This window comes from Streptomyces sp. NBC_01176, assembly GCF_045039825.1.
Lineage (GTDB): Bacteria > Actinomycetota > Actinomycetes > Streptomycetales > Streptomycetaceae > Streptomyces.
In genome coordinates, this window is the sequence record NZ_CP108600.1 from 8823810 (window position 1) to 8845663 (window position 21854).

The following is a 21854-nucleotide window of genomic DNA, read 5'->3' on the forward strand; positions in this document are numbered from 1 at the left end:
ACGCTGTTCACCGGCCGCGATCTTGTGTCGCGGCGCGGCGGTGGGGCCCGCCGTACCCGAACCGCGGCGCGGCCGCCGCCAACGGTCCCTACTTGCGATGACGTGTGCCCCCTGGGCCCGGCGAGTAGGAGAAGTACGACCATGACAGTCCCGCACCCCGAGCGAGTCGGCACACCCGACGCCCCCGTACGCCCGTCCGCCCGCCGCGCGTCCTCCTGGGACGGCCAGGGGCCGGTGGTGGCGATGGTCGCGCTCGGCGGCGCCCTCGGCGCCACCGCCCGGTACGGGGCGGCCCGGCTGTGGCCGGTGGAGACCGGCGGCTTCCCCTGGACCACGTTCTGGGTGAACGTCGTCGGCTGCGCCGTGATCGGCGTCTTCATGGTCGTCATCACCGACGTGTGGGCGGCCCACCGGCTGGTGCGGCCGTTCTTCGGCACCGGGGTGCTCGGCGGGTTCACCACCTTCTCGACCTACGCCGTCGACATCCAGAGACTTCTCGACGGGGGGCACCCCGCGACCGCGTTCGGCTATCTCGCGGCGACCTTGTCCGCGGCGCTGACGGCGGTATGGCTCGCGGTCACGGTGACCCGCCGCGCGCTGGCAGGGAGGCGACGATGACCCGGCTGACAGGCAGCGCCCTACGCGTGACGATCTTCATCGGCGAGAACGACACCTGGCACCACAAGCCGCTCTACGCGGAGATCGTGCACCGGGCCCGCGCGGCGGGCCTGGCCGGCGCCAGTGTCTTCCGCGGTATCGAGGGCTTCGGCGCCTCCTCGCTGATCCACACCTCACGGCTGCTGTCGCTGAGCGAGGACCTCCCGGTGGCGATCTTCCTCGTGGACGACGAGGAACGCGTCCGCGCCTTCCTCCCCCAGCTCGACGAACTCGTCGTGGAAGGGCTGGTGATCCTCGACGACTGCGAGGTCGTCCGGTACGTGGGCCGCGACGCCGAGTCCGACAAAACGGGCAGGGAAGGTAAGAAGTAGTTGTGAACTGGCTGCTGGTGATCGTCGGCGGGATGCTCGGCGCGCCACTGCGCTACCTGACCGACCGTGCGGTGCAGACCCGGCACGACACCGTCTTCCCCTGGGGCACCTTCGCGGTCAACGTGGTCGGCTGCCTGGTCCTCGGCCTGCTGACCGGCGCGGTCGCCGCGGGCGCCGCCGGCCAACACCTTCAGTTGTTCCTCGGTACCGGTCTGTGCGGGGCACTGACCACGTACTCCACGTTCTCGTACGAGACACTACGGCTGACCGAGACCGGAGCGGGGTTCTACGCTGCGGCGAACGTGATCGTGAGCGTGGCGGCCGGGCTCGGCGCGGCATTCGCGGGGGTTTCGTTCGCGCAAGCCGTGTGGGCCTAGCCCTTGCGTGCGACCCGGGCATAGTAAGACTGTCTACAGCACTGTCGACCAACTCCTCAGAACTGGATTCCATGAGCGTCATCAACGTCGGTCAGGCCGTCGTCCTCGGAGTCGTCGAGGGAGTGACCGAATTCCTCCCCGTCTCCTCCACCGGCCATCTCAAGATCACCGAGGGGCTGATGAACATCCCCGTCGACGACGACGCCGTCGTCGGGTTCTCGGCGGTCATCCAGGTCGGCGCCATCGCCGCCGTGCTCGTGTACTTCTTCAAGGACATCGTGCGGATCGTCTCCGCCTGGGGACGTGGACTGCGCGACAAGGAGGAGCGCCAGCACCACGACTACAAGTTCGCCTGGTGGGTGATCTACGCGACGATCCCGATCGTCGTCGTCGGCCTGGCCGCGAAGCCGCTCATCGAGGGGCCGCTGGCCTCACTGTGGGTGGTCGCGGCCTCCCTGATCGTCGGCAGCGGCGTGATGTGGGTGGCCGACCAGATGGGCCGGCACAAGCGCGGCGAGGACGACACCTCGTTCAAGGACGCGATGCTGGTGGGCAGTTCGCAGATCCTCGCGCTGCTCTTTCCCGGCTTCTCGCGCTCCGGCGCCACGATGTCGACCGCGCTCATTCTCGACCTGGACCGGGTGGCCGCGACCCGGCTCTCCTTCTTCCTCGGCATCCCGGCCCTGACCGGCGCCGGTCTCTACGAGCTGAAGGACGCCCTGGGCACCGGTGTGGGTGCCGCGCCGCTGGCCGTCGGCACGATCGTGTCCTTCGTGGTCGCCTACGGCTCGATCGCCTGGCTGCTGAAGTTCGTGGCCAAGCACTCCTTCAACGCCTTCGTGATCTACCGGATCGTGATCGGGGTGGCGCTGCTCGGACTGCTCGCGACGGGCACCCTCAGCAGCTGACCACCGCGGGGCGTGAGGTCACGCCGTCGTGTTCGTGACCTCATTCCCGCGAAGGTACCGCCGAGGTTCCAAGCCGCCGGGCACGGCGTTGCCGGACTCGGCCCGGGGAAGGCGCCGTTGACCGCCGAGCGGGCCGGCCGCGGCGCTCCGGCCCGAAGCGGTCGCGGGCGGCGGCACCGCGCGGCCGGTCCGAGCCGATGGGCAACCGCACCGCGCGGGCGGCACAATGGTGATCATGTCCGCGTCGCTGTCGTCCCCGACGTTCCTGCCGGTCCTGGAACGCATCGCCACCGAGATCGAACAGACACCCGGCCACGGACGGTCCGCCGACTACATTCCGGCGCTGGCCGCCTGCGACCCCCGGCGCTTCGGCATGGCCGTGGCGGAGCTCGACGGCACGGTGTACGGGGTCGGGGACTGGCGCCGGCCGTTCTCCACCCAGTCCATCACCAAGGTCTTCACCCTCGCCCTCGACCTGGCCCGCGAGGGCGACGCGCTGTGGGAGCACGTGGGCCGCGAACCCTCGGGCAACCCCTTCAACTCGCTCGTGCAGCTCGAATACGAGAACGGCATCCCGCGCAATCCGTTCATCAACGCCGGTGCCCTCGTCGTCACCGACCGGCTGCAGACCCGGACCGGCGACGCGGCGGGCACCCTGCTCGGGTTCCTGCGCGCCGAGAGCGGCAACGCCGCCCTCACCTTCGACAAGGAAGTGGCCGCCTCGGAGGCCCGGCACGGCGACCGCAACGCGGCCCTCGGCCACTTCATGGCGTCGTACGGCAACATCGACAACCCGGTGCCGGTCCTCCTCGACCAGTACTTCCGGCAGTGCTCGATCGAGGCGTCCTGCGCCGATCTCGCGCTCGCCACCGGCTTCCTGGCCCGGCACGGCATCCGGGCGGACGGTTCCCGGCTGCTCACCCGCAGTCAGGCCAAACAGGTCAACGCGGTGATGCTCACCTGCGGCACGTACGACGCGGCCGGCGAATTCGCCTACCGGGTCGGCCTGCCCGGCAAGAGCGGCGTCGGCGGCGGCATCATCGCGGTCGTCCCCGGCCGCTGCACCCTGTGCGTCTGGAGCCCTGGCCTCGACGAGCGGGGCAACTCGGTCGCCGGGGTGGCGGCCCTGGACCGCTTCACCACACTGACCGGACTGTCGGTGTTCTGAGTCCGTGGACGGCCCCGCGAGGAGCGACCCGCACCTCCGCAAGGCACGGGAACCCCCGCGACGAACCGCGCCGCCCCGGCACGCCACGCGGAGGTAACTCGACTGCCCCCGCCCGGAGGTCACCACGTCGCTTTCCGGCCACCCGCCCTTGACACGCTTTCCAAGTGTTGGCCAAGGCTTATCCCGTCGATCTCCGCCGCTGCCAGGCTCTCGGCCTGGCCGGCACCGCCTTCCTCGCGCTGGGCGGTGAGACGGCCGGCGCCCTGCCCGCGCACGATCTCCTCGCCCCCGGCTCCAGCCGTGCGGTGCTCGGGCTGGTCGGCGTGTATTTCGGCGTCGTCCTGCTGATAGCCGCGTGGGCACTGCTCGGCACCGTCGTACGCGGCCCCGAACCGCCCACTCCGCGCGCCCTGTTGCTGGTGCTGGCCGCGTGGGCGGCTCCGCTGCTGCTCGCCCCGCCGCTGTTCAGCAGAGACGTGTACAGCTACCTCGCGCAAGGCGCCATGGTCGACGCGCACATCGACGTCTACGCCCACGGGCCCGCCCAACTCGGCGGCCCCCTCGCCGACGAGGTGGCACCGGTGTGGCAGCAGACCACCACCCCGTACGGCCCCGTCTTCCTCGCCGTCGCCTCCGCGCTGTCCGGCCTGACCCGCGGCGAGATACCGGCCGGACTGCTCGGCATGCGCCTGGTCGCCCTGCTCGGCGTCGCGCTGATGGCGGCGGCTCTGCCCCGGCTGGCCCGGCACAGCGGTGCCGATCCGGCCGCGGCGCTGTGGCTCGGCGCGCTCAACCCGCTCGTCCTGCTGCACCTGGTGGCCGGCGCGCACAACGACGCCATCATGCTCGGGCTGCTCGGGGTCGGCCTGGTCGCCGCACGCGGCCGATGGCACGTCGTGGGCGTCGTCCTCATCACTCTCGCCGCCCTGGTCAAGGCGCCCGCCGCGCTCGGCCTGCTGGCGGTCGTGGCACTGCGCGGGCGGCGCGGCGCGGTGCGGACCGTCCTGACCACCGCGGGCGTCGCGCTCGCCACCACTGTTGCGGCCACCGCGGCGGCGGGTACCGGATACGGCTGGATAGCGGCCCTGAAGACCCCGGTCTCCCCGCACAACTGGTCGCTCACCAGCCTGCTCGGCCGGGGCACCGCCGCCGTGCTGGGGGACCTCGGCAGCGGCCTCGCACCGCTCGCCATGCCCGTCTGGCACGCGACCGGACTGGTCGTGACCGTGTTCGTCGTGCTGTTCATCTGGCTGCGCCTGCGGCCGGGCCCCATCTACGCGCTGGGGCTCAGCCTGGGCGCGGTCGCCGTGTTCGGCCCGGCGATCCGCCCCTGGTACGCCCTGTGGGGACTGTTCCTGATCGCCGCGGCGGCACCGAGCGGTTCGGTACGCCACCGCGTCGCGGCGGTCAGCGGAGTGCTCGCCCTCGCCGTGCTGCCGAGCGGAGCGCCCGCGGACGTCGGCCAGGTGGTGCTGGCCGTCTCCGGCGGAGCGCTCGCCCTCGTCGTCCTCTGGCAGGCCCGGCAGGCGGCTCTCTCGGAGTCACGGCCCCCGATGCTGGGAGGGACCGCGTGAGGCTGCCGGAGAGCGGCGGCCGGCGACTGCTGCTCGTCTGCGTACTCGCCACCGCCGTGGCCGTGTTCACCGCCACCGTGCCGCTGCTGCGCGACTGGTTCGACCTGCGCGTGTACTACGGCACCGTCGACGACTGGACCCATCACGGCGGCGGCATCTACGACTACCTGCTGCCCGGGACGACGTACGGTTTCACCTATCCACCGTTCGCGGCCCTCACCATGCTGCCGATGGCACTGGTGGGAGAGCGCACGGCGATCGCGCTCGCGCTGCTGCTCAACCTCGTGGCGCTGGCCGCCGTGGTGTGGATCCTCGTCGGGCCGGCGCTGCGCCGCCACGGCTGGTTCGGCTTCGCCCTCGCCGGCTGCGCGCTCGCCCTGTTCGAGCCCGTCCGTGACACCTTCAGCTTCGGGCAGGTGAACCTGCTGCTGCTCGCCCTCGTACTGAGCGACGCGTGGCTGCTGTCCACCGGCCGGGGCCGCCGGGCGGGCGTCGGCATCGGACTGGCCGCGGCCGTCAAGCTCACCCCCGCGATCTTCATCGGTCTGCTGCTGCTCGCGCGGCGCTGGCGGGCGGCGGGGGTCGCGACGGCCGTCACCGCGGGCGCCACCGTCCTGGCGGCGTGGGCGGCGCCGGGCCCCTCGCGCGTCTACTGGACCGAGGCGCTGTGGGACACCGGCCGCATCGGACGTCTCGACTACGTCTCCAACCAGTCGCTCCAGGGCGTCCTGGCCCGGCTCGCGGTGCCGGGCGAACCGAGCAGGGCCGCCTGGGCGACGGCGGTCCTGCTGACCCTGAGCGTGTGGGCGTGGCGGGCGTCGCGGGCCGTGGCGGCCGAGGACTGGGCGGGCGCGTTCGCCCTCACCGGACTCGCCGCCTGCCTGGTCAGTCCGATCACCTGGGTGCACCACCTCGTCTGGCTGCTGCCGTCCTTCGCGGTGCTGCTGCACCGGCACCGTACGCGGGTCGCGGCCGTGCTGTACGCGGTCCTGTGCAGCAGCGTGGTGTGGCTGTGGTTCGACGACGCCTCCGGACTCGACGGATTCCTCGGCAGCAACGCCTATACGTGGATCACGCTGGGCCTGCTGCTGTGGCTGCCGGTGGGTCAGCCGCGGCCGGTCCGCCCGTTCCTGAGCCGCAGGGCGAAGGCCACTCCACCCGCGCCGAGGCCGGCAGCGCCCATGATCCCGGCCGTCTCCGGCCAGCCGACGTCGGCGCCGTCGTTGTCCGGGAGCGTGGGTGGATTGGGCGCGGCCGGCCTCGGCAGCGCGGGGGTCCGGGCCGCGAGGATCGACCCGACGGGATCGACGTGCCCGGCGGACGCGAAGCCCCAGTCCAGCAGTGCGCGCGCCTCCTCGTACACCGTCAAGCCGCCGCCCGCCTGAGGGTTCATCACCGTGACCACGAGGGTGCGGTCGCCGTGCCGCGCGGCGGCGACGAGCGTGTTGCCCGCCTTGGTGGTGTAGCCGTTCTTGACCCCGAGCAGTCCCGGGTACGGCTCCACCCCGTCGGCACCGGTCAGCAGCCGGTTGGTGTTCTCGATCCGGTACGGGAAGTCGTTTCCGGGGAAGGTGGCCTCGGCGGTCGAGCAGTACTGCGCGAACTCCCGGTTGAGCAGCCCGGCCCGTCCGAAGACCGCGAGGTCGTACGCCGACGAGACCTGACCGGGCGTGTCGTAGCCGTCGGGCGAGACGACGTACGTGTCGCGGGCGCCCAGCTCGCGGGCCTTGGCCTGCATCTGTGCGGCGGTCTTCGCCCAGCCGCCGTTCATCGCCGCCAGCACGTGCACGGCGTCGTTGCCGGAGTGGAGGAAGACACCGCGCCACAGGTCGGCGACCCGGTAGGTGTGCCCGGCGGTGACGCCCACCAGGCTGCTGCCTTCACCGATGCCCGCCAGCTCCGCGCCTTTGACGGTGTGCCGGGTGGTGCCGGGCAGCGTCGGGAGCACGGTGAGCGCGAACAGGGTCTTGAGGGTGCTGGCGGGCGCGAGTTCGCGATGCGCGTTGTGCCCCGCGAGCACGTCACCGGTCCGGGCGTCGGCCACCAGCCACGAAAGCGCGGAGACGTCGGGGACCGCGGGCGCCCCGGCCCGTGGCAGTACCCGGGTTCCGGGTCCCTGGAGTGACGGCGCTCCCGAGGGTTTGGGGCTGGAGTGGCCCGGAGCGGGGCTCTGGCCGGAGCCCGAGCGTGCCAGGGCCGGGCTCGGGGCGAGGGCCAGCGCGCCGACCACGCAGACGACGGAGCAGGAGACGGCGGCGCGAGAGACGGCAGCCCAGGGTGCGGATCCGATAGTCATACCGCAAACGTAGGAACGGAGTCGCCCTGCGCGGGGACGCCGGGCCCGAGCGCGCGGATCGAGCACCCGGATGCCGCACGCGGACGGGGCCGGGAGGGGGTCAGGCCGTGGGAAGCGTGGGCTGGACCTGACGCAGGAAGGCCGCGTTGTCCGGGGTGGCGCGCATCCGCTCCAGGAGGGTCTCCAGGGCGGCCTGGGGGTCCCGGGTCTGCAGGGCGCGTCGCAGGCCTCGCACGGCCGACAACTCGTTCGAGGCCAGCAGGAGTTCCTCGCGGCGGGTGCCGGACGGGGTGACGTCGACGGCCGGGAAGATCCGCCGGGACGCCGTGAGGCGGTCCAGGCGGAGCTCCATGTTGCCGGTGCCCTTGAGCTCCTCGAAGAAGAAGTCGTCGGCGCGGGAGCCCGTCTCGACGAGGGCGGTGGCCAGGATGGTGAGCGAGCCGCCCTCCTCGGCGAGTCGCGCGGCGCCGAAGAGCTTCTTGGGGCCGTGCAGCGCGGCCGCGTCGACGCCGCCGCTGAGGGTGCGGCCACCGGCGGCGGCCGCGTTGTTGTGGGCCCGGCACAGCCGGGTGAGGGAGTCCATCAGGATGACGACGTCCTCGCCCTGTTCGACGAGCCGCTTGGCCCGTTCGACGACGAGCTCCGCGAGGGCGATGTGCTGCTTCGGCGTCTGGTCGAAGGTCGAGGCGTAGACCTCGCCCCGGACGGAGCGCCGCATGTCGGTCACCTCTTCGGGCCGCTCGTCGAGCAGGACGACCATCAGACGGCATTCGGGATGGTTGCCCGCGACGGCGGCGGCGATCTGCTGGAGCAGCACCGTCTTGCCCGTCTTGGGCGGGGCGACGATCAGGCCGCGCTGGCCCTTGCCGACGGGCGAGACGAGGTCCATGACGCGTCCGGCCATACCGCTGGCCGGGTGTTCCAGGCGGAGCCGGTCGCGGGGGTGCAGCGGGGTGAGGTCGCGGAAGTGGGGGCGGCGCCGCAGCTCCTCGGGTGCCCGGCCGTTGATCCGTTCGATCTCGGTGAGGGCGCGGGGGCCGCCGCGTACGCCTTCGACGGTGTCGCCCTTGCGCAGGCCGTGACGGCGGATCAGCGCGGCGGACACCTGGACGTCGGCCGAGGTGGGCAGGCAGGTCCCGGCGCCGCGCAGGTATCCCTGGCCGCCCGGGGCGATGTCGAGGACACCGGCGGTGCGGGCCGGGAGTTGCTGCCGTACGGGAGGGTGTTCGAGGGTGGTGGTCATGAGAGGGGGTCCTTTCGAGGACGGGTTCATGAGGTCATGAGGAAGGGAGGGAGGTGCCGGGGGAGGCGGCGTGCTCACGCCTCCGTACGGCGGGGGAGACCACCCGAGGAGCCACGCCTGTGCGCGCTCGGAAGGTGATACGAGGAAGCTGACGGCCGGTCGGATGCGACGGGCGGGTCAGCGAGGAGAAGGAAGATCGGCACCGGCGCCCGGGACGGGGCGTACACAAGTGCTGTACGCACTGTACCACCTGGCGGCCGGATGTCGCTGTGAGCTCTGCCTCAGGGCGCTTCGGCGCACCTCAGTCCGCGTTCCGGTGTCCGGCGAGCAGGCCGTAGAGCAGCGGGATGCGTGGCTCGCTCTCCGGCAGCCGCCACCAGCCGGACGGCGTACGGGTCATCTGCGGCCAGCGCGGCCAGGGCAGCTCGTCGCTCTCCCGCAGCCGCCGGATACCGAACCCCGCCCCGATCAGCGCGTTGACGACGTCGCCCAGGCCGTGCATCCACTCGTAGCTGTCGGTCGACCCCTGCACGGCGGGTCCGTCGGTGTAGGTGTAGGTGGCGTCCCGGTGCACGGCGTCGCGGCCGCTCAGGTAGTCGTGGCGCAGCAGCAGTCGGCCGTCGTCGCCCGGCGCCGGCTTGGGCCCCAGCGAGTTGAGCAGCGGGTGGAACTCGGCGATGTACAACCGCCCCTCCGGGCGCAGCAGTCGGGAGATCACCGCGGCCCAGCGGTCCAGGTCGGGCAGGTAGCACAGAGCGCCCTTGCCGGTGTAGATCACGTCGAACCGCCGCCCCTCCAGGGCCTCGACGGCGTCGTACACGTTGGCCCGTACGTAGGCGACGTCCGCGCCCGCCCGGGCGGCGATGCCGGCCGCGGCCGTCACGGAGGCCTCGGAGATGTCGAGCCCCACGGCGCGTGCGCCCCGCTCGGCGAAGGCGATCGTCTCGGTGCCCAGGTGGCACTGGAGATGGAGCAGATCGCGGCCGGACAGCTCGCCGAGGTCCTCCCACTCGAAGGCGGCGAACCAGCGGGCGGGGTCGAGCCTCTCGTGCAGCCCGTAGAAGCGGCTGGCGACGTGGACGGGGGTCCTTGCGTCCCAGTTCGCCTGGTTGGCCCGCATCATCCGGGTGTGCTCGTCGGGCATGGGCTCGTCGGTCATGGACCCATCCAACCGTGCGCGGACGGCGGACGGTGGGAGGAACGCCGCGTCGCCGGAACCGTCCGTGGGTGAGGACGCGGGCCTCGGCCGGACGCCGGCCGTATGGCGGGAATGGTCCGACACCCCGGCCGAGGCGCAGCATGATGGCCGGAAGAGGCGGCCCAACAGGCCCTCGGATGACTCCCGTTGACCGTACGATCTGCGCGGAACCGCACGTCGTGCGGCATCCGTCCCCCCGTCGTGGTCAGGAGAACCGGTGGACACCTCGCCCCGCACACCGCACCGTTTGGACCCGGCCGGCGGCTGCCCGCACGCCGACAACGCGCGGCTCCTGGAACGGGGCGCCGTCGCGGCGGTCGTGCTGCCCGGCGAAGTGGAAGGCGTGGCGGTGCTCGGCCACGAGGCCCTGAGGGACTTCCTCGCGCACTCCGAAGTCGCCAAGGGCGCCGCGCACTTCACCGCGCTGCGGGAGGGCCGGATCGCGCCGGGCTGGCCGCTGGCGACCTTCGCCACCGTGCGGGGGATGACGACCGCGGACGGCGACGACCACCGGCGGCTGCGGTCACTGGTGAGCAAGGCGTTCACCGCACGACGGGTGGAAGAACTACGGCCCCGGGTCGAGGAGTTGACGGCCGAGCTGCTGGACGACCTGGACCGGGCGGCCGGTCGGGACGGCGGCGTCGCCGATCTGCGGCGGCACTTCGCGATGCCGCTGCCGATGGGAGTCATCGGCGAACTGCTCGGGGTCGACGCCGAGCACCGCGAACGGCTGCACCAGCTGTCGAACCAGGTCGTCGCCACGGACATCGGCCCCGAGAAGGCCCTCGCGGCCAACCGTGAACTGGTGGCCGTGCTGACGGCCGTGGCCGCCGCCCGGGGCGAGCGGCCGGGCGACGACCTCACCAGCGCGCTGATCGCGGCCCACGACGAGGACGGCGGCCGGCTCAGCCAGGAGGAACTCATCGGCACCCTGGTGCTGATGATCATCGCCGGGCACGAGACCACGCTCAACCTCCTCACCAACGCCGTACGGGCGCTGTGCGGTCACCGGGATCAGCTGCGGATGGTCCTCGAGGGCGAGGCGAGCTGGGCGGACGTGGTCGAGGAGACACTGCGCTGGGACGCGCCCGTCAGCTACTTCCCCTTCCGCTATCCGGTCCGGGACCTCACGGTCGACGGGACGGTGATCCCCCGGGGTACTCCGGTGCTCGCCGGGTACTCGGCGGCGGGACGGGACCCGGCGGCGCACGGTCCGGACGCCGACCGCTTCGACGTCACCCGGCCGGCCCGGCCCGACGCCGTCCGCCATCTCTCCCTCGGACACGGCGCCCACTACTGTCTGGGCGCCCCGCTCGCGCGGATGGAGGCGACGATCGCGCTGGAGCGGCTGTTCGCCCGCTTCCCCGATCTCGAACCCGCCCTGCCCGAGAGCGCGCTCGTCCGCCACTCCAGCTTCGTCGGCAACAGCGTGCGGGCGCTTCCGGTGCGGCTCGGAGCCGCTCGCGGCTGATCGGGCGACCTGCCACGGCTGATCGGGGCCTCCCCGCCGGACGACGTGTGCCGCCCGCCGTCCACGAAAGATGTGCGAGGCCTGTCGATTCGGCGCGCTCCCGTTCGTCGGTGGGGTGTAGGAAGCTCTTGAGCACCGGGAGGAACCATGAAGTACATGCTGCTGGTCTGCGGTGACGACACCGCCGACGCCTCCGGCATGGCCCCCGTAGAACCCTGGGTCGAGGAGCTGAGCGCCGAACGCGGCGTACGGCTGCACGGACACCGCCTGCGCCTGCCCGCCGACGCGGTCACCGTACGGGTGCGTGACGGAGAGGTGCTGCGCACCGACGGACCGTTCGCGGAGACGAAGGAGTACGTCGCCGGATACGACATCCTGGAGTGCGCCACCCTGGAGGAGGCCGTCGAGGCGGCCGCCAAGCACCCCGTCGCGTCCGTCGGGGCCATGGAGGTCCGCGCGTTCTGGGAGGACGAGGACGCCGAGGGGGAGATCCGCCGGCTCGACGCGGAACTGACCGCCGCCGTCCGCGACCACGACGTCGACCGGGCGATGGCCTGCTACGCGCCGGACGTCGAGGTCTTCCATCCCGTCAGCGGTATGGAAGGGCGCGGGGTCGGGGCCCTGCGCAAGGCGGTGGAGCTCTGGTTCTCGACGGTGGCCGGGCCGGTCGGGCGCGAGGTGCTCGACCTCCGGATCCGGGTCGACGAGAGCATCGCGTTCGGCCACGCGCTCGTACGGACACGCGCCGCGCTCGCCGACGGCGGGAAACTGGACACCACGGAGCGGGTGACCACCGGCTACCGCCTGGCCGGCGACCGCTGGCGGATCGTCCACCAGCACACATCGCTCCCGTGCGACGCATCCGCCGTCACCAGGAACGAGGAGGACCGGTCATGAAGTACGTCCTTTTCATCTGCACCCCCGTCGGCGGCGAGGAGCTGAGCCCCGAGGAGATCGCCGACGACCCCCGCTTCACCTCCTACATCGAGGAGGTGCGCAGCCGCGACCTGGTCAAGGGCGGCGCACGCCTGCGGCCGTCCACCGACGCCACCACCGTCCGCGTCTCGGGCGACGAGGTCCTGCTCAGTGACGGGCCGTTCATGGAGTCCAAGGAGTACGTCGCGGGCATCGACATCATCGAGGTGGCCGACCTCGACGAGGCCATCGCCCTCGCGTCCCGGCATCCGGCGGCACTGGCCGGCGGATCGGTGGAGGTACGGCCGGTCTGGGAGTGAACGAGAACCCTGGAGCGGGGGACGTCGAGAGGGCGGTCGCCTCGGCCTTCCGCGAGGAATGGGGCCAGGTCGTCGCCACCCTGATCAGGGTGACCGGTGACTGGGACCTCGCCGAGGAGTGCGCGCAGGACGCCTTCGCCCAGGCCCTGGACCGGTGGCGGCGCGACGGAGTCCCGCGCCGCCCCGGCGCCTGGCTGACCACGACCGCGCGCCATCGGGCCCTGGACGTGCTGCGCCGGGAGGCGGTGGGCGCGGAGAGACTGCGGGAGGTGGCGGTGCTGGCGCGGCACGAGGGACCGTACGACCCGGAACACGAAGAGGACGGCGGTGTGGTGGACGACCGGCTGCGGCTGATCTTCACCTGCTGTCACCCCGCGCTGCCCATCGAGGCCCGGGTGGCCCTCACCCTGCGGACGCTGGCCGGGCTGACCACGCCCGAGATCGCCCGGGCCTTCCTCGTTCCCGAGGCGACGATGGCGCAGCGGCTGGTGCGGGCCAAGCGGAAGATCCGCAACGCCGGGATCCCGTACCGCGTTCCGCCCGCGCATCTGCTGCCCGAGCGCACCACCGGCGTCCTCGGCGTGGTCTACCTGCTCTTCAACGAGGGGTACGCCGCCACGTCCGGCGCGGATCTGGTGCGCACGAGCCTCTGCGCGGAGGCGATCCGTCTGGCCCGTGTGCTGGCCCGGCTCATGCCCGACGAACCCGAAGTGCTCGGCCTGCTGGCCCTGTTGCTGCTGCACGACTCCCGCCGGGCCACCCGGGTGGACGCGGCCGGTGAACTGGTGACGCTGGAGGACCAGGACCGAACGGCATGGGACCGGGCCGCGATCGACGAGGGCGCCGCCCTGCTGGAGACCGCCCTGCGCCGAGGGCGTCCGGGGCCCTACCAGATCCAGGCCGCCATCGCCGCCTGCCACACCACCGCCGCGACGGCCGAGGAGACGGACTGGGCCGACATCGCCGCGCTGTACGGGGAGCTGGCGCGTCTCGTGCCCTCCGCGGTGGTACGGCTCAACCGTGCGGTGGCGGTGGGCATGGCCGAGGGCCCCGCGGCCGGGCTGGCGCTGGTGGCGGAGCTGGAGCGGACGGGCGAGCTGGACGGATACCACCTGCTGGCCGCCACCCGGGCGGACCTGCTGCGCAGGACGGGGCGTACGGCGGAGGCGGCCGAGGCGTACGCCAGGGCACTGGAACTGGTCGAGAACGCGGCCGAGCGGCGCTTCCTGGAAAGGCGCCTCGCGGAGTGCCGATCGGCGTAGACGCGCTGCGCCGGCGCTCCGCCCCCGACCGGGTCCCCGTGCGGCCGGGGCCCGGTCGGGCCGCCCACGGCTCACCCGTCGAGCTCGAAGATCCCGTACGCGAAACCGTCGGCGGTGACGGACGAGCCGTCCAGGCGGACTCCGGCGGTCTCCAGCGGCCGGGCGGCACCGACACCGTCGACCGTGCAACTCCCGCCGCCGCGGGCCGGATTGACGACCACGAGATAGCGGCCGCCGCGCAGGTAGACGAACGGGTATCCGGCGTGCAGCACCTCCACCGAGCCGTCCGGGCCGAGCTCCGGTGCGGCCGAGCGCAAGGCGACGAGGCGGCGTACGAGGTGCAGGAGCGAGGTCTCGTCGGCGCGCTGCGCGGCGACGGTGGGACGGGTCGGTGACGGGTCGAGGGGGAGGTAGAGCCGGTCCGCCGGAGCGGTGGAGAAGCCGGCGTTCGGGCCGTCGTCCCACTGCATGGGGGTGCGCGAGCCCGCGCGGTTGTAGCGCGGGCCGAGCACACTGCCCTCCTTGTCGGGCAGATCGGGGACGTAGCGCATGCCGATCTCGTCGCCGTAGTAGATCGCCGGGAGCGTCGGCCAGGTGAGCTGGAACGCGAAGGCGACCGGGAGCTGTTCGGCCGTGCGGGGACCGCAGTTGAGGCGGGAGAAGTCGTGGTTGGCGGTGGGCAGCGAGATGAAGCCGCTCGCGCCGAGCGTGCCGGAGGCCCGGCGCCAGGCTTCGACGAAGGGCTCGGGCGAGCCCAGGCCACTCGGGTCGAAGAAGCAGTCGAGCGGGTCCCAGGCCTCGTTGACCGTCCCCGCGCCGTTGCTCCACAGCGACCGCAGTGCGAGACCGTCGGTGTCGCCGCCGAACTGCAGGAAGAAGTCGGCGTGGAAGCCCGCGGGGACGGACACCTCCGGCTCGCCCCACTCGGAGAGCAGCACCGCGTCCGGATGCGCGCCGTCCAGCCAATGGCGCAACTCGCCCCAGACGGCGGCGGTCTCGCGTCTTCCGGGGTCGTCCTTGACGAGCGACGCGGCCATGTCGACACGGAAGCCGGACAGGCCGAGGCCCAGCCAGTGGTCCATGATCGTGCGCAGGGCGGCCCGGTTCGCGCGCGGGCCCTCGGCGTCCACCGGACCGCGCCAGGGCTCCGCCGGATTCCCGCGCGCGTAACCGAAGTTGAGGGCGGGCTGGAAGGCGAAGAAGTTGGGGAGATACGCGCCGGGGCGGCTGCCGGGGGAGGGGACGAAGCCGTCCGGGCGGCCCTCGGGCGCCCAGATGTAGCGGTCGTCGGCCGGGTCGTCGGCGGCGGCCGTGAACCACGGGTGCTCGTCGGAGGTGTGACCGGCCACCAGGTCCAGCAGGACCCGGATGCCGCGCCGGCCCGCCTCGTCCACCAGCGCGCCGAGGTCGTCGGCGGAACCGTAGCGAGGGGCCACGGCCAGGTAGTCGGAGACGTCGTATCCGGCGTCGCGGAACGGCGACACGAAGCAGGGGTTGAGCCACACGGTGTTGACGCCCAGCCACGCGAGGTGGTCGAGGCGCTCGGTGATCCCGTCGAAGTCACCGATGCCGTCGCCGTTCGAATCGGCGAAGGACTGCGGGTAGATCTGGTAGAAGACGGCGTCGGCCAGCCAGCCGGGGGCGGGACGGAACGAAGTCATGAAGGGGACCTTAGGTCAGCGCACCGGGCGAGCGCTGCCCCTGGGCCGCCGGCTGTTCGGCCGTCATCTCCTCGCCCTCACCCGAACCCACCGAGGTGGCGCACCGCCCGGAGCACCCGGAACGCGCTCCGGACCGGCCCACCGGGTGCGGCCCGGGTCCGACCGGCTCGGAGGGACCGTTTCGTGGGGAGTCCTATGTGCGGCGGGCGGTGCCGAAGCGGCGCTGGTAGGCCGCCGGGCTGATGGACAACTCCCGGGCGAAGACCCGCCGGAGACTTTCGTAACTGGGAAATCCGGCCCGAGCCGCCGCCTGTGTCGCGGTGTGTCCCTGGTCGAGCAGAGCCTTCGCGATGTCGAACCGGATCGACTCGACGTACCGGGCCGGTGTCGTGGACATCTCCTCCCGGAACAGCCGCGTCAGATGGCGGGCGCTGAGATGGAGGTGCCTGGCGAGTTCGTCGAGGGAGTGGTTCCCGCCGGGATCCCTCATCACCAGGTCGACAACGCTGCGAAGGGCCGGGGACCGGGGCGGCGGGCCCTGAAGGGGAGCGGAGAACTGTGACTGGCCACCGGCCCGTTGCAGATAGACCACCAGGGCGCGAGCGACGTCCCGGCTCAGGTCGGGGCCGTGGTCCTCCTCGACGAGGGCCAGCGCCAGGTCGATGCCGGCGCTGACGCCCGCGGAGGTGTACGTGGTGCCGTCGCGGACGTAGATGGAGTCGGGTTCGACGCGGGTCTTCGGGCACCGGGCGGCGAGTTCCCCCGCGACCTTCCAGTGGGTGGTCGCACGCTTGCCGTCCAGGAGGCCGGCGGCACCGAGGACGAACGCCCCCGAGCAGACGGACGCCACCCGACCGGACCGGACCGCCAGATCCGCCGCGGCCTCGACCAGATCGGGGGTGACGGGTGTTCTCGGATAGATGTCCCCGCCTGGCATCACGAACGTGTCGGGGGCAGGCTCGGAGGTGGGGCTGCCGTCGACGGCGACACGGATGCCGATCGACGAGGCGACGTCGGCACCGGTCGTCGACAGCAGGGCGATGCGGTAGTCGGTACCCAGCCGATTCGCTTCCGCGAACACTTCCGCGGGGCCGGCGACGTCCAGCAGTTTGACCCCGTCGTAGACGAGGATCACGACTCGGTGCGGGGCGAGGCTCACGGTCCCGTTCCTCAGGTGTCTGGATTCGAGTGGTTCATGGCCGTCCCGATGCGGCGGCCGCGGTCAGGTGGTCGGCATCGTGGAAGGCGGAAGCACCGTCTACTCGTCACCCACCACATCGGAAGGCGTGGACATCATGAACGACATCATCGCAGAGGTGGAAATTCCCGAGACCGCGGCAGTGGCGGAAGCCACCGATTTCCTCCGGGAGACGACAGGACCACTCCTCTTCCATCACTCCCGGCGGGTATTCCTCTTCGGTTCCCTGCACGCGCGGAAGCTCGGCCTCAATCCTGATCCGGAACTGCTCTACATCTCCGCGATGTTTCACGACACGGGCCTTTTGACCCCGTTCTCGGGCGAGGAGCAGCGTTTCGAACTCGACGGAGCCGACCACGCGCGTAAGTTCCTGCTCGACCGAGGATTCCCCGCCGGCGCGGCCGAGGTCGTCTGGACGACGATCGCGCTGCACACGACGCCGGGAATTCCCGGCCGTATGGGCCCGGAGACGGCTGCCATGAACTACGGCGTTCTCACCGACGCTCTCGGCTGGGGGCTGGACGGTCTGGACGGCGGCCAGGTGGAGGAGATCGTCGCCGCCCATCCGCGCGGAGAATTCAAGAAGGAATTCCTGCAGGCATTCGTCGACGGGCTCAGGAATCGTCCCGACACCACCTACGGGACCATCAACGCGGACGTGCTGGAACACTTCGTACCCGGCTTCCGGCGCTCGACCATGGTCGAGCGGATCATGGACGCGCCCTGGCCGAAGTGAATGCGAAGAAGCCTGGAGCAGACCGATGACACCGGCGTACGGGGAAGGATCCGCCGACGTGACCGACACACGCCTGCTCACCGGAACCAGGGTCGAAACCAGCGCAGCAGCCGACGCCGAAGCCGGCGCCGAAGCCAGAAGGGAACATGGATGAAAGCCATCGCCGTTCGAGACCGCGACGCCGCCGCCGGTGGGCTGACCTTGACGGACCTGCCCTATCCCCACGCCGCCGAGAACGACGTCATCCTGCGGGTGCATGCCGCGGGATTCACCCGCGGAGAGCTCGACTGGCCCGCGACCTGGACCGACCGCGCCGGCCGCGACCGCACCCCGAGCGTGCCCGGACACGAGGTCTCGGGCGTCGTGGCAGAGCTCGGATACGGAACCACCGGCCTCACCGTCGGCCAGCGGGCCTTCGGACTGACCGACTGGACCCGCAACGGCTCGCTGGCCGAGTACGTCGCCGTCGAGGCCCGCAATCTCGCCCCCCTGCCCGCCGACGTCGAGCACACGTCGGCGGCCGCGCTGCCGATCTCCGGACTGACCGCCTGGCAGGGTCTGTTCGACCACGCTCGCCTCACGACCGGCCAGACCGTCCTGATCCACGGTGCGGCGGGCGGCGTCGGTTCGATCGCGGTGCAGCTCGCACACGAAGCGGGCGCCCGCGTCATCGGTACCGGCCGGTCCGCCGCCCGGGAGACCGTCCTCACGCTGGGCGCGCACGCGTTCCTGGACCTCGAGAGCGACCGACTGGAGGACGCCGGCCAGGTCGACGTGGTGTTCGACGTGATCGGCGGTGACATCCTCGACCGCTCGGCCGCACTCGTACGCGACGGCGGGACCCTCGTCACGATCGCCCAGCCTCCTTCCGTCCGGCCCGAGAACGGACGGGCGATCTTCTTCGTCGTGGAACCCGACCGCACGCGCCTCACCGACCTCGCGCAGCGGCTCCGCGACGGAAGACTCGACGTACGGATCGGTGAGGTGCGCCCACTGGCCGAGGCAGCCGACGTCTTCGCCCCCGGGAGGCACGTTCCCGGCCGGAGCGTCATCCGGGTCGCCGAGGAGTGAGGACGACGAGGACCGATGACGACGAGGACCGATGACGACGAGGACCGGTCACCCGTCCGCCGCGAAAACGGTGGACGGACCGGGACAGCTCCACAGCACTCGGCGTCGGCGCCGTTCACCTCCCTCGTCGGTGACTCCTCCCATCACGAGGTACTCAGCCGTACCGTCGGAACAGCGCCTCGAGGTAATCCTCCAGACGTCCGGTGAGAGTCGGGGGAGTCAGGTCGGTGCGCCCCAACTCGTTCCAGGGACCGGCGACCTTCTCGGCGTCCGGCGCGAAGGCCAGGGCGTCCAGCAGTCTCCAGTACAGGTGAGCGGCCGGCTCGTTGCTCAACCGGCCGCCCGCGGCGACGTAGAGGTCGGCGAACGTCATGCCGAGGTCGGGGCCGTGAAGGAGGGCGAGCGCGGTGGAGCAGTGGGCGACATCCAGATCGGCCGGCCCCCAGGACGTCTCGACCCAGTCCACGACGCCGCTGACGCGCAGGTCCTCACCGTGCCCGCTGAACAGCACGTTGCCGGGGTGAAAGTCCCGGTGCAGGAAGCACCCCTCGTAGTCCGGCGGGGCTTGCCGAATCACGTCGACCGCGCGTTCCCACAGCTCCGGACGGTCCGGGGCGGTCGGCGGACGGACGCGTTCGGGGGAGGTCCATGCCTGGTAGGAACGGGGGCGCGTCTGCCCGGTGGTCCGTACCCGGTGGATCTTCAGCAATTGCCGGGCCAGGAGTGCGGCACGTGTCTCGGCCCGTTCCTGTTCCAGCCGGACACTGCCGGGCAGCATCGACATCAGCAGCGACGGGTGGTCGCAGTGCTCTCCGGTCGCGTCGACGGCCCAAACGGTGGCCGCGGGCACGTCGGTGGTCCTCAGCAGCGTGAGGACGTGCGCTTCGCGCGTGAGGAGGCCGTGCGCGGCTCGCAGGTAGAAGGGTTCGACGAAGGACCGGAGCACCAACTGACGTCTGCCGCCGGTGCCGGAGATGTGGAGGCGACGCATCTCCGAGGTCCAGCCACCGCGCAGTCTCACGGCAGCCTCGACCCGCTCCCCTTCGTGCAACTGCTTCTCGACCCACGCACGCGTGGCCGCCCAGCCTTGATCGTCCGAATCGGAAGTGACGTGCGGCAGCCCCGTGTCCTCGACCATGCGGGGAGCCTACCGAGTCGGTTGACCACCGCGTCGGTGGGTTGAGCAGGGATCAGGACACTCCGAAGGGGCTGTTGGAGGGCGGGAGTTGTCTCGACACTACTGACCGACTGCCGGCGCTGACCTCCGTTCGCGGGTCAGCCGCTCGGCCCCGGCCGTCCCGGCACCCGTACGGTGAAACACGCGCCGCCCTCCGGCCCGTGCCCCCGCGCCGTCACCGAACCGCCCAGGCGCTGGGCGAGCCGGTGCACGATGGCCAGGCCGAGGCCGGTGCCGACCGGGCGGACGCCCTGGTAGCGGGCGTGCAGGGTGCCGCGTTCGAAGGCGACCGCGGCGTCCTCGGGTGTCAGCCCGGGACCGCCGTCGCGGACCTGGATCCGGGCACCGTCGCCGTCCGGGGCGAGGGCCAGGACCAGGGGCGCGCCCGCCGGGGTCACCCGCAGCGCGTTCTCCGCGAGGCCGTCGATCATCTGGCGCACCCGTACGCCGTCCGTCTCGACGGTCAGGGGACGGCCCGGCCGCTCGACCCGGAAGACCACGCCGTGCCGCGCGCAGCGACCCGCCCAGACCGTGCCCGCCTTCTCGGCCAGCGCGTCCAGATCCACCGGCCGGGTCTCGACCCGGAAGTCGTCGGTCTCCAGATGGGCGAGGTCCAGCAGGTCCTGCACGAAGCGCTCGAGCCGCCGGGTCTCGCTGAGCAACGTCTCGCCCACCATGGGGAGTTCCTCGGGCCCGACCACGCCGTCGGCGAGGGCCTCCGCGTAGCCCAGGGTCGCGGTGAGCGGGGTGCGCAGCTCGTGCGAGACGGAGAGCAGGAACTCCCGCTGCCGGTTCTCGCTGTGCGCCAGTGCCTCGTCGAGGACGTTCAACGCGCCGGTGAGGTCCGTCAGTTCACGGGGCCCGCCCGGCGCGGCCCGCAGCCCGCGTTCGCCTTCGGCCAGCCGCCGGGCCGTGGTCGCGGCCGCGGTGAGCGGGCGGGACAGGCGTCGGGCCAGCAGCAGCCCGGCGAGGCCACCGCCCACCAGACCGACCACGAGCGGGAGCGGGAGCGCCCTGCGCATCCGGGCCACACTGTCGTGGACGACGACGTACGGCTGGGTCAGGACGACGGCACCGCCGCCGGGCGTGGGGCGGCCCTCGACCAGGACGTGGGTGCCGTTCAGGGACGCCTCCGTGGACACCGCGTCGCCGCCGAGCAGTCTCGTCCGGATCCGGTCGTCCACGGCCGCGGTCGCCGGACCCACTGTCTCTCCGCCGGGGGTGACGACCGCGACCTGCTGGCCGTTGGAGCCCGCGAGCCGTTGTTCACGGTCGAGCAGGAGCTCCGAGAGGACGGGCGTCCGGCTCAGCACCTCGGCCTGGCGGCCCAGTTGGTCGCGCTGCTGGGCCTCCGCGCCGGTGCGGACGAGATACCAGGCGGTGACTCCCGTGAGCACCACGGCGACCAGCGCGACCGCCGTCGTGACCAGGGTGATGCCGCGGGTGATCGGACCGGGCCGCCGCCACGGGCGCCCGCCGCCGTACCGGGGGACCCTCACCGCGCCGGGTCCGCCGCGCTGTAGCCGACGCCCCGCACGGTCCGGATCGGGCTGGCGTCACCGAGCTTGGCGCGCAGTTGCGCGACATGGACGTCCACGGTCCGGCTGCCCCGGTAGTCGGCCTGGCCCCACACCTGCGCGAGCAGCTGCTCGCGGGGGAAGACCCGGCCGGGATGGCGCAGCAGATGGGCGAGCAGGTCGAACTCGGTCGCCGTCAGTTCCACGGGCCGACCGTCGGCCTCGGCCGTACGGCGCACCGGGTCGACCGCGACCCGTCCCACGCGCCGGGCCGCGGCCTCGGGCGGTCCGGCCGCGCGGCGCAGCACCGTCTTGACCCGGGCGACCAGTTCCCGGGGCGAGAAGGGTTTGGTGACGTAGTCGTCCGCGCCGAGTTCCAGACCGAGCACCCGGTCGGCTTCGTCGTCGCGTGCCGTGACCAGCAGCACCGGCGTCCAGTCGCCGTCCTCGCGCAGCCCGCGGCACACCTCGATCCCGTCCAGCCCCGGCAGCGCGATGTCGAGGACGATCGCCACGGGCCGCAGCCGCCGCGCCGCCGCCAGCCCCGCCCGGCCGTCCGTCTCGACGTGCACCCCGAATCCCTCCCGGGTCAGATAGAGCCGCTGGAGGTCGGCGATGTGCCGCTCGTCCTCGACGACCAGCACGAGGCCCTTGCTGTCCGGCATGCGGTGCTCCTCGTCCCCCGCGCACCGGGATCCGTGGAGGATTCGTGCGGGGGGATGCGTACGGGGGCCGTACGCGGGGGCGTACGGGACGGGCGTCATGACCGTGGG

The 21854-nt window shown here is 72.3% G+C and carries 20 protein-coding genes and 1 pseudogene; 13 read left to right on the forward strand and 8 right to left on the reverse strand.

Annotated features, from left to right (window positions below):
- Positions 1 to 141: 141 nt before the first annotated feature.
- The 7 genes from crcB (OG199_RS38360) to OG199_RS38390 all read left to right on the forward strand — a co-directional run bounded on the left by crcB (OG199_RS38360) (position 142) and on the right by OG199_RS38390 (position 6401).
- Complete coding sequence (gene crcB, locus OG199_RS38360; RefSeq protein WP_405833468.1) at positions 142 to 618, forward strand: fluoride efflux transporter CrcB; 477 nt, start codon at positions 142 to 144, stop codon at positions 616 to 618.
- Positions 615 to 989: a DUF190 domain-containing protein gene (locus OG199_RS38365; protein ID WP_356797827.1), complete on the forward strand. Its 375-nt coding sequence runs from the start codon at positions 615 to 617 to the stop codon at positions 987 to 989. The genes crcB (OG199_RS38360) and OG199_RS38365 overlap by 4 nt, the downstream gene beginning before the upstream one ends.
- A 2-nt stretch (positions 990 to 991) precedes the next feature.
- Positions 992 to 1366, forward strand: coding sequence for a fluoride efflux transporter CrcB (crcB, locus tag OG199_RS38370; protein WP_356797825.1), 375 nt, complete (start codon positions 992 to 994; stop codon positions 1364 to 1366).
- Between the two features lie 71 nt (positions 1367 to 1437).
- Positions 1438 to 2274: an undecaprenyl-diphosphate phosphatase gene (locus tag OG199_RS38375; protein ID WP_266696718.1), complete on the forward strand. Its 837-nt coding sequence runs from the start codon at positions 1438 to 1440 to the stop codon at positions 2272 to 2274.
- 226 nt (positions 2275 to 2500) lie between these two features.
- Entirely contained in the window at positions 2501 to 3442 is a 942-nt protein-coding gene (locus tag OG199_RS38380; RefSeq protein WP_356797823.1) for a glutaminase, read from the forward strand.
- A gap of 164 nt (positions 3443 to 3606) precedes the next feature.
- Positions 3607 to 5016: a polyprenol phosphomannose-dependent alpha 1,6 mannosyltransferase MptB gene (gene mptB / locus OG199_RS38385; protein WP_405833472.1), complete on the forward strand. Its 1410-nt coding sequence runs from the start codon at positions 3607 to 3609 to the stop codon at positions 5014 to 5016.
- Positions 5013 to 6401: a glycosyltransferase 87 family protein gene (locus tag OG199_RS38390; protein ID WP_401802227.1), complete on the forward strand. Its 1389-nt coding sequence runs from the start codon at positions 5013 to 5015 to the stop codon at positions 6399 to 6401. The genes mptB and OG199_RS38390 overlap by 4 nt, the downstream gene beginning before the upstream one ends.
- Positions 6402 to 6460: 59 nt before the next feature.
- On the opposite strand, the pseudogene OG199_RS38395 reads toward OG199_RS38390, so the two are convergent.
- The 3 genes and pseudogenes from OG199_RS38395 to OG199_RS38405 form a co-directional block, all read right to left on the reverse strand.
- Positions 6461 to 7312, reverse strand: a pseudogene (locus tag OG199_RS38395) (D-alanyl-D-alanine carboxypeptidase family protein); the annotation flags it as partial.
- Positions 7313 to 7412: 100 nt separating this feature from the next.
- A complete protein-coding gene (gene rho / locus OG199_RS38400; protein ID WP_356797817.1) occupies positions 7413 to 8555 on the reverse strand; it encodes a transcription termination factor Rho in 1143 nt (380 codons plus the stop codon).
- A gap of 301 nt (positions 8556 to 8856) precedes the next feature.
- Positions 8857 to 9714 carry a class I SAM-dependent methyltransferase gene (locus OG199_RS38405; RefSeq protein ID WP_401802230.1) on the reverse strand — a complete coding sequence of 286 codons (858 nt, stop codon included), beginning with the start codon at positions 9712 to 9714 and terminating at the stop codon, positions 8857 to 8859.
- 256 nt (positions 9715 to 9970) lie between these two features.
- Between OG199_RS38405 and OG199_RS38410 the strand changes: the two genes are divergently transcribed.
- The 4 genes from OG199_RS38410 to OG199_RS38425 all read left to right on the forward strand — a co-directional run bounded on the left by OG199_RS38410 (position 9971) and on the right by OG199_RS38425 (position 13721).
- A complete protein-coding gene (locus OG199_RS38410; protein WP_405833475.1) occupies positions 9971 to 11224 on the forward strand; it encodes a cytochrome P450 in 1254 nt (417 codons plus the stop codon).
- Between the two features lie 147 nt (positions 11225 to 11371).
- Positions 11372 to 12121: a nuclear transport factor 2 family protein gene (locus OG199_RS38415; RefSeq protein WP_356797813.1), complete on the forward strand. Its 750-nt coding sequence runs from the start codon at positions 11372 to 11374 to the stop codon at positions 12119 to 12121.
- Entirely contained in the window at positions 12118 to 12459 is a 342-nt protein-coding gene (locus tag OG199_RS38420) for a YciI family protein (RefSeq protein ID WP_356797811.1), read from the forward strand. Before OG199_RS38415 ends, OG199_RS38420 begins: the two co-directional genes overlap by 4 nt.
- Positions 12456 to 13721: an RNA polymerase sigma factor gene (locus tag OG199_RS38425; RefSeq protein ID WP_356797810.1), complete on the forward strand. Its 1266-nt coding sequence runs from the start codon at positions 12456 to 12458 to the stop codon at positions 13719 to 13721. The genes OG199_RS38420 and OG199_RS38425 overlap by 4 nt, the downstream gene beginning before the upstream one ends.
- Positions 13722 to 13792: 71 nt before the next feature.
- Here the strand turns inward: OG199_RS38425 and OG199_RS38430 are convergent, their stop codons facing one another.
- On the reverse strand, positions 13793 to 15382 hold the full coding sequence (locus OG199_RS38430; protein ID WP_356797808.1) for an alpha-amylase family glycosyl hydrolase: 1590 nt from the start codon (positions 15380 to 15382) through the stop codon (positions 13793 to 13795).
- 193 nt (positions 15383 to 15575) lie between these two features.
- Positions 15576 to 16541 (reverse strand): GlxA family transcriptional regulator, encoded by a 966-nt coding sequence (locus OG199_RS38435; protein ID WP_405833478.1) that lies wholly within the window; start codon positions 16539 to 16541, stop codon positions 15576 to 15578.
- A gap of 136 nt (positions 16542 to 16677) precedes the next feature.
- On the opposite strand from OG199_RS38435, the gene OG199_RS38440 reads away from it, so the two are divergent.
- Positions 16678 to 17316 carry an HD domain-containing protein gene (locus tag OG199_RS38440; protein WP_356797899.1) on the forward strand — a complete coding sequence of 213 codons (639 nt, stop codon included), beginning with the start codon at positions 16678 to 16680 and terminating at the stop codon, positions 17314 to 17316.
- A 150-nt stretch (positions 17317 to 17466) separates the two neighbouring features.
- Positions 17467 to 18387: an NADP-dependent oxidoreductase gene (locus OG199_RS38445; RefSeq protein WP_356797804.1), complete on the forward strand. Its 921-nt coding sequence runs from the start codon at positions 17467 to 17469 to the stop codon at positions 18385 to 18387.
- Positions 18388 to 18541: 154 nt separating this feature from the next.
- Here the strand turns inward: OG199_RS38445 and OG199_RS38450 are convergent, their stop codons facing one another.
- From OG199_RS38450 to OG199_RS38460, 3 genes are all read right to left on the reverse strand, one after another.
- The gene (locus OG199_RS38450; RefSeq protein WP_356797802.1) at positions 18542 to 19525 is read right to left on the reverse strand and encodes an aminoglycoside phosphotransferase family protein; all 984 of its coding nucleotides are present in this window, start codon (positions 19523 to 19525) and stop codon (positions 18542 to 18544) included.
- Positions 19526 to 19662: 137 nt separating this feature from the next.
- Positions 19663 to 21063 carry a sensor histidine kinase gene (locus OG199_RS38455; protein WP_405833481.1) on the reverse strand — a complete coding sequence of 467 codons (1401 nt, stop codon included), beginning with the start codon at positions 21061 to 21063 and terminating at the stop codon, positions 19663 to 19665.
- Entirely contained in the window at positions 21060 to 21746 is a 687-nt protein-coding gene (locus OG199_RS38460) for a response regulator transcription factor (RefSeq protein ID WP_356797798.1), read from the reverse strand. The genes OG199_RS38455 and OG199_RS38460 overlap by 4 nt, the downstream gene beginning before the upstream one ends.
- Positions 21747 to 21854 lie beyond the last annotated feature (108 nt).